Source organism: Paenibacillus sp. GYB004 (assembly GCF_036577605.1).
Classification (GTDB): domain Bacteria; phylum Bacillota; class Bacilli; order Paenibacillales; family NBRC-103111; genus Paenibacillus_AB; species Paenibacillus_AB oceani.
The window spans coordinates 1-13,216 of record NZ_JARBDB010000060.1 but is presented as its reverse complement, the minus strand read 5'-3'; the positions used below and the strand labels follow the sequence as shown (position 1 = coordinate 13,216).

The following is a 13,216-nucleotide window of genomic DNA, read 5'->3' as shown; positions in this document are numbered from 1 at the left end:
GGTGACTTTTAAATGGCTACAACTCAAACAACATTAACCCCGGGATTAGCTCCCACAATGCAAACGTATTACGACAAGAAACTACTTGCCCGCTTGCTGCCGAATCTTGTGCACATGAAGTGGGCGCAGAAAAAGCCGATTCCGCGTAATGGAGGTAAAACGATCAACTTCCGCCGGTTCAGCCCGCTGTCGCACGCGACGACGCCGCTGACGGAGGGCGTCACGCCTGCCGGTAACACGCTGACCATGACGGAAATCGAGGCGACACTGGCGCAGTACGGCGACTTCTTGGAGTTCTCCGACGTTCTGGATTTGACGGCTATCGACCCAGTACTGGACGAAGCTGCCGATCTGCTCGGCGAGCAATCCGCACAGACGTTGGACGTAATCGCCCGGGACGTACTCGCTGCCGGTACCACGGTCCAATACGCCGGCGGCAAAACGAGCCGTGCGACTGTCACCGCGACGGATTTGCTGACCGTCGACGAGGTACGTAAGGCCGTCCGGACGCTTAAGCGTAACAACGTCAAGCCGCTCGACGGTCGAAACTACGTCGCGGTGGTAGAGCCTGGTACGACGTACGATCTCCAGTCTGACGCTAAATGGCAAGAGCCTTCGCAGTATTCCAAGGCGGAGCAAATCTGGTCCGGCGAGATCGGTCGCCTGTACGGTGTGCGCTTCGTTGAGACGTCGTACGCGAAGAAATTTGCCGGCGCAGGCGCTTCCGGAGCTGACGTATACGGCACGCTGATCTTCGGCAAAGACGCTTACGGGATGTCGGACGTGGAGAGCAGCGGCGCCGTCAAGAATATCATCAAGCCGCTCGGTTCCGCCGGCTCGAGCGATCCCCTTGACCAGCGGTCCACTAGCGGTTGGAAAGCGTTGTTCGTCATCAAGATTTTGGAGCAGCTCGCGATCCTGCGGATCGAGCACGCTGTCAGCGGTTAATATCACAGGGCTAGGCTCCTACGGGGCTTAGCCTATTACTTTTATACCCAAGGAGGCTCACGTCATGAGCGAAACAGAAGAAAAGAAAGATAAGGCCGTCATGCAAGAGAAGGATATGCAGAAGGTTACGGAAACGACCGCGCAGATCCTCGCAAAGCAGAAAAAGGTAAAAGTCAAGCTGTACTTGTCGACAGAGGATCGGCAGAAGCTTGAAGCTGCGGTCGCGGCCAAGAAGAACGTCCAATGGCCGTATGAAACAGTACAGATCAACGGCTATACGTACCAGATCCAGCGCGGCAAAGAGGTCGAAGTGCCGGAGTCGGTTTATGAGGTTTTGAGCCAAGCGAATATTATCTAATCCCGAAGGGCGGCGAGCGCCCTTCTTACGCTAAAGGAGGGCGGGGCCCTTGTTATTGCAGGCAGCCGTTGAAGAGATCATCGAGAAAGCCCCGGATGCGGGGTTATCCATTACGAGCATTATTCGAAAGATCGAGGGCGTGAGAAATCGCCTGTTACGCACACACGGGCAGGAGATTGCCCCGTATTGGATGGACCTAAATGCGGGGGAGGCGGAGTACCCGCTGCTGTTTCCCGTTGGCAGTCTGGACAGCGTGATAATAGACGGCAGACGTTACCCGTGGGCGCAGATGAACAGTCGGGGGTACTCCCGATACTATTACACCTATTCCGGCGTTATCGGGCTTGTCCCGACGCCACAAGAGGACGTTACACAAGGCTTGACCTTATTCTATAAGAAAACATTGGTGCCGCTCACAGTTAACGATCTGAACGGGGAAGTTGGTTTCGACCCTGAATATGATTGGCTGGTTGTGTATGGAGCCTTGATCGATATAACACGCGGTGCGGATGCCGCTGAATTTAAGGCAAAATACGATGAACTTTTAGACGACTATCTGCGGACGGCCACGACTCCCGAGCCTACGCAAATTCAGGTGGTGGATTGGTGATGGTAGGTGAATATAGAAAGCGGGTTGTTGAGACAGCGTCCGATCAAGCACAGACGGTTTACGAGGATTACAAGAAAATAAAGGGATTCGAGGACGTCGGCTACTTTCTTGTCCCTTACGTGGTCCAGGGGGGCGTAGTGACGAAGAATGTTACGCGAAATGATACGATTGAAGTAACCGAAATCGTTGTCTCGCTTAACGATGACATTCAAGTTCGCGGGGGCACAAGTTTCAGGACGAAGATTCCGAGCACGTCATACTATTTGGATTTTAAAGATGGTGACTTCACGTTTGGTACGGCTCATCCTCCTGGTACAGTTGGTGATGATTACCTTCGAGTCGCTACCGTAGAGACTGATTCATACGGAAACGTCAACACAATCATAGATAACGCCCAGCCCAGAGGAGGATTTCGCCTCAAGACAGAATACGGGTTATTTGGGTACATGCGACCAATTGCGAATATTTTAGATTATGGAGCTAAGGGCGACGGTGTGACGGATGATACGGAAGCGATTCAACGAGCATTGAACGCATCACAGAACGTGTTGGTGCCTCCCGGTGTGTATAGATTATCTGCAACACTAACAGGGCGTCCGAACCAAAGTATTACAGGCGTTACACCTGAGTTGTGCCAGTTTGTACGAAATACGGCATATGGGCATACGTTAAAAATCGGGGCTGATGTTAACCCCGATAACACCGACCATGCCGGGGCAGTGCAAATTTCAGGAATTTGGTTTAATCATCAATACTCGTTTAACAATGGTCCAACGTATATACCGGCGGTATCGAAATCCATCGTAAACAAAGACCCGTCTTCCACACATTTGCGCATTGAACAGGGGCAGAACGTTCGAATTAAGGACTGTTGGTTTTATGGGATCGGGCACGGTATTGAATTTATCGATTCTACGGTCATATGGGTTGAGCGCTGCTTATTTAACGGGCTGTGGGACAAGAATGTATCAGGTCTACAGGACTCGACTTCTGGAATATATGTGCGAGCATCCACATCCGACAGAAGATCAGGTATCCTTAATGTAACGGGGTGTCATATTGGAGGTTACGGACCGGGTGCGCCCGTCGAAGTAACAACGGGTGATGTGACGGTATCGAAGTCTCTAAACGCGGGGATGCGTTACGGAATATACATTACATCTTGCGAACGCTTCTCAATTGCAGATAATTATATCGGCGGGCAAAGTATGCATAATATATTTCTTTCTGCCAGCGCCATTATTGGACATGGAGTTATTCACGGTAATATGTTCGATGGTGGAACAGAATACTGTATCAAGATCAACTCTACGGACCCCGCGTTTTGGGCTAACTTTATTGACATCCACGACAACACGGCAGTGGGTTACGGGATCGAACAAGGGTTTATATTTTTACAAGCTCTGGGCGGGTTATTAGCGGCAACTCGTGTAAATATTGCGAATAACATCGCCCATTACTTCTACCGCGCTCCGATCCGGATAGAAAAAGCCCGAGGTGTTCGAATTGCCAATAATATTATTGCTGCTTACAACACAGACGGAGCTACAAATAACGATCCTTTCGTTGCAGCTGGATGCGTCGTGTTCACAGATGCGACATATATCGATTCAATGGGCAATACTTGGGGCGGAGCAATAACTGATCCCCAAGGAACGAATAGCTGCCAGTGGGGGATATTTTTCTATGAGACTGAAAACAACACAACAGGATTAGAACGTAACGCGGGATTGGGATTAGTAGGTGGAACCCTGGTAGGTGGATTATCTCAGACTTATCCCACTTAAGGGTAGACAGAGGGAGGATTTTAATTGCTTACCATTCAACAAATCATGGACGAGGCTGACATTCTGGTTCCAAACAAAGTCCCGACGGTGGATAAGGTTCTACAGATTACTGAGATCAATCGCGACTTTTTTGAGACAGTAAAGATCCCAAAACTCGCCCGGTTCACAAGTTCGACGTTTTCTGACTACATTCTTGTGTCGGACGTCCGCGAAAAGAACATCGATCTGGTGTCGGTCGGCATGCTTAAGTACCGCAGTTTGGATGGAGACGCGGTAAACCCGCTGCAACCCGTATACGCCTTTGACGATACTACTCGCACATTAACACTATCCCCTGCACCGTATCAAAGCGGCTTACAGGGGATTGTTCGTTACAGGCGGATCGGGACGGTTACCTATACGACCGGCAACCTGTCGGCCACGCCGGAAGCTCCAGAGGAGTATCACGGGTCGTATATAGTGGCTCTCGCGTCATGGTTGGCGAATACCCAGGATGATTCAGCGAAAGCGGCGAACTACGAGGCTCAGTACCGAGCAGTATGGAACGTAGCCGCGCAAAACTACGCAGGAGGGCGGACGTCGTGAGGAAGCCGATTCAGTACGAAATGCCGAAGTATGTCGAGCTTCCCGGTGTCCTCCCGCCTATCATTAATCGAGAGTGGCGCGGCGTAAATACGTTCGATCCGATGTCGATTGGTGATAACTTCTTTACGGACATGAGCAATTTCACAACGGCCGATTATCCGGCAGTTTCTGTTCGACCGGGCTATTCGGTAATCGGTAACGCTGGCGCGAAGGTTTTGGGTCTAGGCGTTTGGAAGGACACCGAGCTACACGCGGTGTTCGACGACGGGACATGGAGAAAATGGGACGGGGCTTCCTGGGTGACTTTGAAGTCTGGTTTGGATCCGTCGGCTATGTGGAGCTTCACAAGCTTTGAAGGGAACTTCGGCGGGATTAACCTGATCGGGGCAAACGGCGTTAACGGCTTGCACCGGTATGACGGATCGACGGTTCAGACGTTCGGCGACGCTCCAAGTAATATCGACTACGTCACGACATACCAGAACCGCATATGGGGCGCCTTCGGCAGCGAGATCAGGGCTTGTAAACTTGACGATGCAACCAGTTGGAACTCGTTCCCGGGGACCGAGGAAGACAGTTACGGTAAGCAGATGGAGTCGACTCGCGGAGAGAACATTAACATGCTGTCGGGCGGCCTGACGAAGCTGACGATCGGTATGCCGAATAGCCTTCACGAGCTGTACGGCGGGACGCCCTCTGAATTTACGCTTATGCGTATTACCGAAGATTACGGCGTAATGAATAACCAGAGTGTGTCCACGCTAGCCGGCAGCATGCGGTTGATCCATCCAACAGGTTTGTACGAGTGGCAAGGCGGCACGATCCCGTCTAAATCATTTTCCGATATTGTTGGAGGTTACCAGCATAACATTTCGGGACAGACCGCTTCCGGTGCCGACGGGACCATGCAGTATTTCGCCCTATCCGACAAGATACTGGAATACGACGCCCGCCCTAACATCACGGCATGGAATGTCTGGAAGGGTATGCAACCGAGCTGCTTCGTTCTCTTCAAAAACGAATTGTATATGGGAGATCATAGTGGTCGAGTCATCAAACTCGGAGGTCAAGACGACGCTGGCGTTCCGATCAGCGGATACCTGATCTCGAAGCCATTCACCAGCCCGAGTATAGCCCAGCGGCAGCGCTGGCTTAATATGTACGCGGTGTGGGAGCTGGCGGCGGGAAGCACGCTGACCGTATCACTCTCGTCCACTGTGGGTGGGAACGACTGGGAGGCGGTTGAGTCCATTACGGGAACGGGGCTGAGTATGGAACGGATTATAATCCCGGTGCGGAAGTTTGTGTTGGAGAATACGGTTCGCGTTCGCTTCGACATTGTTGGCTGGGGCCGGATGCACGAGTTTACCCGGCAAGTTCGGCTTTTGCCGCTGCGATAAGGAGGAGACCAATGGCACAGTATCGAGGCCCGCAAGTGATTAAAGAAATGACCCATGAGCAGCTGCTCGAACTATTCGCAATGCTGGTTAAGGATTTGCAGTTTATCCTGAACGGCCATTTGAACGCGAATAACATTCAGGCGAATTCGATAGAAACGAAGAATTTAAAAGTCGGGGCGGTGACGGCCGAGAAGATATCGGTGGATGAGTTGTCGGCCATTAGTGCGAATATGGGAAAGCTCACATCAGGTGAAATTTACGGGGCGTATATCGCTACAGGAGAAGGGGTATATCCTCGGATTGAGTTCTCCAGCTCAGGAAACCTAATGGCTGCTTACTTGAATCCGAATCAATATATTGCGTTAAGTCCTAGTGCAACTGGGGCCCCTACATATATATTCTATGACGGAGGCACTCAGAAAGCGACATTGTCTTATATATCAGGTGTAGGTCTCCTATTACAAGCGTTGGCCGGAAGCATTACAATTACGCCACAAACAAACCTTTTTCTAACAGCATGGAATAGAATTTACAATAATTCCGGACAGACGTTGCAGCAAGTATTTGATTCGAAAGCTAATAACTTTTCCGGGGCTAATGCTTCCCTTTCTGTTGTAACAGGAGTCAATTTCGCCACCCAGACGGCTTCCTATGCCTTCCTAAATTTCGAAAATGGAATATTGAAGAGTGTCATCACCTAACAAATCATGTATAATTGTGGTAAAAAACGATGGGTGTGATACGATTGAAAAAGTTCTTAGCTGGTACGGTTTTTGGGGCTGTTCTTGCATTTACTTCTTCCACCTATGCTGATGACATTGCGAAGTTAGTAGGTAAGCAGATCGACAATGAGTATGCAGTCACGCTTAACGGGAAAGCGCTAGGCAACAAAGCGCCGTCGATTGAAGGTACGGCATACTTGCCTGTGAGAGAGGTGAGCGAGAAATTGGGGCTGAAAGTAGACTTTGACGCAGAGAAGGGAATAACGCTGAATTCGGCAGTCGCGAAGAATTTAACCGGGGACGTACCGGAATGGGCCGGAAAGGTTATTATCTACCCTCCAACTGAGCCAAAAGAGCCGGAACAAAAGGAATTGTCGCTGGAAGAAGTCAATTCTTTGATCGAATTCTACAATATCAGATTGAAAACAACGAATAGTGGATTTATTGGGGCGACGAACGGCAACAACGTGGAGGCTGCGGAAAGACTATCGAAAGAACTTGAAGAGATAAGAACTAAAATAGCCGATCTCGAAAAACAAAAGGAAGAGCTCTCCAAGTGAGGGCTCTTTTCTATTTCACAAAAGGAGGAAATCATTATGTACAGCGATCCTTTAAACCAAACACCCAAAGCCCCCGACATGGATCGGGAGCAGGCTGAACTCGTGGGAAAAATTCTTGATTTGTTGAAAGAGCGTAAATTAACGTTTCGGGAAGCGAAAGAGACGCTACGACTTGCCGGGTATCAAATGGATTACATGGCACAATTCACGCATTTGTAGGGCCAAATCGCAAGCCTACTTGCCATGTATTTTGCCGCCGCAGCTTAAGCAGTAAAGCGTTCAAGTCATTCGTCAAATCTTGAGGCATCAATGTGTAGCAAGAAGGGCAAAAAATAGTGGCCTTTTCTGCGGTAGCGATACGATTGAGATACGCATCCACCTTGATTGGGAATGCAGATTCACAATTTCCACATCGAATATCTACAAGCACCTTAACTCCTCCCTTCTATCGATAATAGGCCAGACATCCTATCATTCGACAGCAGGGAGTATTTTCCTTTTCACAACATAAGAAAGGAGCGATTATATGGCCGTAGCATCATGGGAAGACGCGAAAAAGTACGCCAAGGCCGGAGGATCGGCGGTCTATGGGAACTATGACAATTATGCCAACGGCATCCAGAACGTTCAGAAGTCCGTAGCTCAACCGCAGCAGCCTGCGGCTTTACAGCCGCAGCCACAGCCACAGCCACAGACGGGCACACGGACGGACCAGACGCTCGGCCGGATTCAGGAACTGGCGGGTGCGCAACCGTTCCAGTACGAAGCGCCGAAGCCATTTGTATATGACCAAAATTCCGATCCGGCATACCAAGCGGCCTTGGCGAGCGCCAGGGCGAACATTACACAGCAGCAAGCTGATACGAATGCCAAGCTGCGGGCATCCGGCCAGGGGAAGTCGACGTACTCTGAATCGGTTGCTCATCAGATTGGAGCGAAAGAGATGGGGCGGGTGACGACGGATGTCTTGCCGGCTTTGATTAACCAGGCGTATCAACGTTACACCGACGACTCAAATCGGCAGCTGCAGATCCAGCAGCTCAACCAGCGATCGGCGCAGGACCGTTTCGGACAGCTTGCACAGCTCTACGGCTTGCAGAATCAGCAAGATTTCCAGAATCCGCTTCAAGAGTCGCAGGTGACGGGCCAGTATATGCCAGCGGGGGCCCGGAACTTGATCGAGCAAATTCTCGGACTCAAGCAGCAGGCAGAGGCTGGCGACGTATCGTCGGAGCAGATGGCCGGCTTCCGCAGCCAGGCAGACGGCTTGAGATCGCAACTCGCCTTAATGGGAGTCGATCCGAACGTCGTTGGCTACGAATCGGATTATTCCCAAGCGGTTGGGAATTTGGCGAAGGGATTCCCGACCATGCAGGCTCGTCAGCAGCAGTATGGTCAGCAAGCGGATCAGCGTGACTTTGACTACCGCTCCGGGCGTGATCAGGTTGCAGACGAGCGGTATGCCGGAGAATTCGCCTACCAACAAGCCCGCGACCAGATTAAGGACGAGCAGTACAAGCTTCAATTCGATGAGGACGTTCGCAGGTTCGGGCTCGATTACGGTCTGCGTGCAGCGGCCAATGCGAACCAGATTGCCAACTCGAACGCGAGCCGTTCTCTAGCAGAGCAGCGCTTCAACTTGGAGAGAGGCCAGATGGACGAGCAAAACGCGGCCCGTTCCCTCCAAGCGGACGTGCTGTCCGGACTCGGCGCGTTCGATAACCCGGACGATGCTGCTGCATGGCTGAATGCGAACGCCGGAGAGATTACGCGGCAGCTCGGGGCGAAAGGCTTCAATGAGCTACGAGCCATGGTCCCGTCGTACTTTAACGTGGACCCGAATGCAGGGAAGCAAGACGCTTCAACCCGGCAACGAGCGATTGAGCTGGCGCAGAAAGATCCGCGGGCCAGTGAATTGGATAGAACCAAACGGGTCGACATCAACACTTTGATCGATGAGTACATGAGGCTACTGCAAGGAGGGTAAGTATGGCGCTGATTAGTCCGGAGGAATTTAAGAAATCAAGAGGCTTGTCTTCGACGGGAGGCGGTTCGGGTTCCGGTAGCTCCGGCCTGATCCCGCCTTCTGAGTTTATACGGCAAAGGGCCGCACCCGTTCCAGAGCCTGAACCGTTGCCCGCTCCCAGCTTCCCTTTGCCTTCGCCAGACGTTCGCAACTCGTCGTTAATGCAAACCGTCGGCCAAGCCGCGTCTACGCCGTCAGCACCCGTTCAAGCGGCGCCGAACCGTCCGCACCGTCCGCACCGGGACGTACCTGTCGTCGGTGCGATCCTGCGCGGGCTCGATGCTGTGGCCGATAACAAGGTCGTTGGCAAGATCGGAGAGATCGGCCGATCGCTGTATACACCGGGCGGCGGAATCGGTAATATCGCATCGTTTACGGGGGCGGTGGGAAACACACTGAACCGGCTGCTGCCCAAGCTTGGCTCCAGCACGGGCGGAAGGGTGGCGCAGGAAGCGATCAAGGAGGGGTTGGTTGGCGTACCCCTTGCGACAGGTCAGGCGCTCACGTCGCAGACCAGCGATCTGGGGGAAGCAGCCAAACAGGGGCTGATTGGCGGAGCTCTTGGAGCTGCGGGAGGTGCCGCGTTCACGGCCGGCGGGGCGGCCTTGGCCCGGACGCCGTTCGGACAGCGACTGCTTGGTTTGTCTCGACAGGCGGAGCCCGAGCCGGCGCTTCTTGGCTTGCCGGAGCCCCGGCAGCGCGGCAATGTTAATCAAGCCGTAACGCCGGATGTCATCGCTGATCCGTACACGTTCCCGCTTCCGGAAGCTACACCGGGGACAGTCCGGCGGGCGGAAGATACGAGTCAAGCCTTTGCTGCACTGAATGACATCGACGACCAGGCACGTCAGCTGGAGATCAGACGACAAGAGGCGATTAACAACGAGTACAAGTTTCTGAAAGAGTCACGGGATAGTCGTGGAGGCGTTAAGCAGGGCGGACTGATCCAGAATGCGGATGGCGAGGTTACCGGGCGCTTTGGCCGTATGTCCGAGAATCCGAAATGGTATCAGGATTTCTACGCAGAGCACGGGAAAGCCCCGTCCAATAAAGACCTTATGGACCTGGCCCGGAAACGGGTCGACGAAGGTTTTGAGGATGCGGGCTTTTCTGCTCCTGCTTGGCGAACGGAGAATGCTTACGACGAAACGCTGCAAGGACTGGGTCAGGCGCGGAATACGCTTCGCCAATCGCTTCAAGAGCGAGTTTTGAATCCGACAGACGCCAGGCTAACGGCCAGCGTGATGAAGTCGAACCGGGTGCCTGACATCCCGGAAGCACCGCCGGCAGCTACACCGGAACCCCCCTTGCCGGAAATTCCTACACCCACGGCCGACAGCGGCCCGCTCGGCATTAGCGCGTTCGGCGGGAAGAAAGGGAAATTCACCAATCCCGAAGATACCCGGACGTATATTGCGACGAAGACCGATAAGGAGCCGGTCGATTTTGCGGACCGGGTGAATCAGTTCTACGAATCCGGTTTCGATAACCTGCAGCGCATTAACCAATTCGATAAGACGGTCGAAAAGGTAACGGGCCAAAAGCTGGGTCCAGAGGACCGGTCTTACATGCAGGCGCTCAACCAGCGCGGGGCGGACATGACCGCTCGAACGCTCCTGACTGAGCAGCTTGTAGACAGCCGCGGCGAAGTGATCGGGCCGTCGCTTAAATCGATCACGCAGCAGATTCCGCGCCGGTCCTACACGAATTTCATGGACTACCTGATCGCGAAGCATGCGGAAACACGGATGCCGCGCGGGGAGAAGGTCTACGACAAGCGGACCAACATGACACCGGAAAAAGTCGCGGCCAAGATCGAAGAATACGAGCGGACGTATCCGGAATTTAAAAACGTCGCTGACCAGCTGTATGACTGGAATACGAAGATGGCGCAGGCTTGGCTCGTAGATACCGGCATCGTAAGCCCCGGGACGTTGAAAGCGTGGAAAGAGGAAAACCCGTTCTGGATTCCGAACAAGCGGCAGTTCACGGAGCTGGAGCGGCGGCAGCGGGCGACCGGGGCGAAGCGCGGTTTCGCAAACCAGAACAACCCGGTCAAGAGTTATGCGGAAGGCGGATCGGAACGTCCTATCATTGACCCAATCGAAAGCCTGATCGAGTACACGGATCGATACGTGAAGACAGCTCGGCGTAATGAGGTTATGCAGACGGTCGTTCGCAATCTCGAAAAGGCTCCCGAGGATTTGGACGGATTTGCGACAGTCTTAAAGCGGGAGAAAGTGGACCCGAAAACGGCGCTTGGCGAGGAAGGGCCCGACAGTCTCCTGGACAGCCTGGACGATGAATTCGATAAGGTGCTGCGGAAGTCTGATCTGGACAAAGATAACGTCGTCAGTGCTATTGTGAATGGCGAGCGCGTATATGTTCGCGTCGAGGACCCGGCATTGCTGGACGCTTTGACCAATCTTGGCCCGCAGGCTGATAACGCAGTAATGGCGGCCATGCGGAAGGCGACCAACGCCGTTAAGATGCTGACGACCGGGGTGAACCCGGTGTTCTCGCTGACAAGGAATATTTTCCGCGACATCCCGGCTGCATTCATTTTCTCAAAGACCACGAACAATCCGTTTCGCTTTGCTATTGACATGCTTGACGGCATCGTATCGACGCTCGGGAATAAGGATCTGTACAGGCGATACAAGTCGCTCGGAGGCGGGCACAGCAGCCCGGTCGCCGCCGATCGGAACCTTCTTGCCCAAAGCAAGCGCGAGATCCTGCCGCAGCAGAAGGAAGGGCTCGGACTTATCCCGCGTGCCTATTCAGCACTGGAGAACTTATCGAACGTGATTGAGTCGGCACCCCGACTAGGGGAGTTTAAACGCGTGACGAAAGCCGGCGGGGACTCTTATGGCAGCCGGATCGAAGGGATCTACGAGGCCAACGACATCACGACAAACTTCAAGCGGCACGGTACGGCGACCAAACAAGCGGACGCCATCCTGTTATACCTGAATGCCGCGCTGCAGGGGTTGGATAAGACGGTCCGGGCGTTTAAGGATAACCCGAAAGCGGTCGCGGCCAAAGCGGCCGGGGCGATCTCAGTTCCGACCATTGCACTATATGCGTTAAACTACAACAATCCGGAGTACGAAAAGCTGTCCAACTACACGAAGGATAACTTTTATCTAATTCCGACGGGAAGTGGTGAACACCCGTTTATCAAAATCCCCCGGCCACGTGAGCTTGGCGTACCGTTTGCCGCTCTGCTTGAGCGAACCATGCGGGCCTGGTTTGAAGAGGACCCGGAGTCGTTCCGGGATTTCAGTGAGACGGTTTCGACGGCGTTCGCGCCTCCAGGAATACCGGCCAAGGAGCTTCTTAAGGGGGAGCTTACGGACGCCGGTTTTGCGGTCCTTGGGGATACGATCGGAGGCGGCTTTGCAGAACTCGGTGCCAACAAAAACTTCGCTGGTGCGCCGATCGTTCCGGGTTATCTGGAAGGGCTCTCTCCGCGATACCAGTTCGACGCGAACACGTCGGAACCGGCCAAGTTCGTCGGCGACCTGCTCAACCAGTCACCTAAGAAAATTGACCATCTGATCAGGAGTTATACCGGCGTGATCGGGCAACTCGGACTGCCGGCCACCACGCAAGGGGCGACGGTAGGCGGGACGCTGGCTAAACAGATGACCGCCGATCCTGTGTTTTCGACAGACGCGACAAAAGTCTTCTACGAGCTCAAGGAAAAGCTCGATACCCAGTACGCAGACGTAAAGGCGACGGGGGAAGTTCCGAGAGGCTATGACGATGCAGCGCGGAAATACATTAACCAGGTTGCCGGTGAAATGAGCGAATATACGAAGGCGATCCGGGCGGTTGACATGTCGGACTTGCCTTCGGCCGAGAAGAAGAGCCAGAAGCGTGAGCTGACCGAAGAACGTAACGAAATGGCTCGCCGAGCTTATGCGGCAGTTAGGGAAGCAATCAAACAGAGCTCCGCCAAATAGGTGGGGCTTTTTGGAGGTGCGGAATGCGAATCGCAAAACAAAACGGCTACGCTCCAAGCTTAGCGGTCAATTCAAATAACGAGGAAGTCAATACGGCGGATCTGCTGGAAGGAATACTCACAGCCTTGACCGGAGGCGGTGGGAGTGGTTCCATAAATCGAAACGATTGGCCGACCTTTGTCCTTTATGGCGACTCGATCACCAACCAAAATGGTCCATTCAGCGGCACCGCTAACTATTATTGGCAGCCTA

Annotated in this window: 12 protein-coding genes; all 12 read left to right on the top strand. The window is 53.3% G+C overall.

Annotated features, from left to right (window positions below; translation table 11 throughout):
* Window positions 1-12 precede the first annotated feature (12 nt).
* Window positions 13-948 (top strand): N4-gp56 family major capsid protein, encoded by a 936-nt coding sequence (locus PV433_RS25950; protein ID WP_332074937.1) that lies wholly within the window; start codon window positions 13-15, stop codon window positions 946-948.
* A gap of 64 nt (window positions 949-1,012) precedes the next feature.
* On the top strand, window positions 1,013-1,306 hold the full coding sequence (locus PV433_RS25945; protein ID WP_332074936.1) for a hypothetical protein: 294 nt from the start codon (window positions 1,013-1,015) through the stop codon (window positions 1,304-1,306).
* A 49-nt stretch (window positions 1,307-1,355) separates the two neighbouring features.
* Window positions 1,356-1,916, top strand: coding sequence for a phage adaptor protein (locus PV433_RS25940; protein ID WP_332074935.1), 561 nt, complete (start codon window positions 1,356-1,358; stop codon window positions 1,914-1,916).
* Window positions 1,916-3,703, top strand: a complete 1,788-nt coding sequence (locus PV433_RS25935; protein WP_332075097.1) for a glycosyl hydrolase family 28-related protein — start codon at window positions 1,916-1,918, stop codon at window positions 3,701-3,703. The genes PV433_RS25940 and PV433_RS25935 overlap by 1 nt, the downstream gene beginning before the upstream one ends.
* A gap of 24 nt (window positions 3,704-3,727) precedes the next feature.
* Window positions 3,728-4,288 carry a phage adaptor protein gene (locus PV433_RS25930; RefSeq protein ID WP_332074934.1) on the top strand — a complete coding sequence of 187 codons (561 nt, stop codon included), beginning with the start codon at window positions 3,728-3,730 and terminating at the stop codon, window positions 4,286-4,288.
* Entirely contained in the window at window positions 4,285-5,688 is a 1,404-nt protein-coding gene (locus PV433_RS25925; protein WP_332074933.1) for a hypothetical protein, read from the top strand. The genes PV433_RS25930 and PV433_RS25925 overlap by 4 nt, the downstream gene beginning before the upstream one ends.
* 11 nt (window positions 5,689-5,699) lie before the next feature.
* The gene (locus tag PV433_RS25920; protein ID WP_332074932.1) at window positions 5,700-6,389 is read left to right on the top strand and encodes a hypothetical protein; all 690 of its coding nucleotides are present in this window, start codon (window positions 5,700-5,702) and stop codon (window positions 6,387-6,389) included.
* 44 nt (window positions 6,390-6,433) lie between these two features.
* Window positions 6,434-6,970, top strand: coding sequence for a hypothetical protein (locus PV433_RS25915; RefSeq protein WP_332074931.1), 537 nt, complete (start codon window positions 6,434-6,436; stop codon window positions 6,968-6,970).
* Window positions 6,971-7,006: 36 nt separating this feature from the next.
* Window positions 7,007-7,189 carry a hypothetical protein gene (locus PV433_RS25910; protein ID WP_332074930.1) on the top strand — a complete coding sequence of 61 codons (183 nt, stop codon included), beginning with the start codon at window positions 7,007-7,009 and terminating at the stop codon, window positions 7,187-7,189.
* A 307-nt stretch (window positions 7,190-7,496) separates the two neighbouring features.
* A complete protein-coding gene (locus tag PV433_RS25905; RefSeq protein WP_332074929.1) occupies window positions 7,497-8,957 on the top strand; it encodes a hypothetical protein in 1,461 nt (486 codons plus the stop codon).
* A 2-nt stretch (window positions 8,958-8,959) separates the two neighbouring features.
* The gene (locus tag PV433_RS25900; protein WP_332074928.1) at window positions 8,960-12,964 is read left to right on the top strand and encodes an LPD38 domain-containing protein; all 4,005 of its coding nucleotides are present in this window, start codon (window positions 8,960-8,962) and stop codon (window positions 12,962-12,964) included.
* 23 nt (window positions 12,965-12,987) lie between these two features.
* A partial coding sequence (locus PV433_RS25895; RefSeq protein WP_332074927.1) for a hypothetical protein occupies window positions 12,988-13,216 on the top strand: 229 nt, incomplete at its 3' end.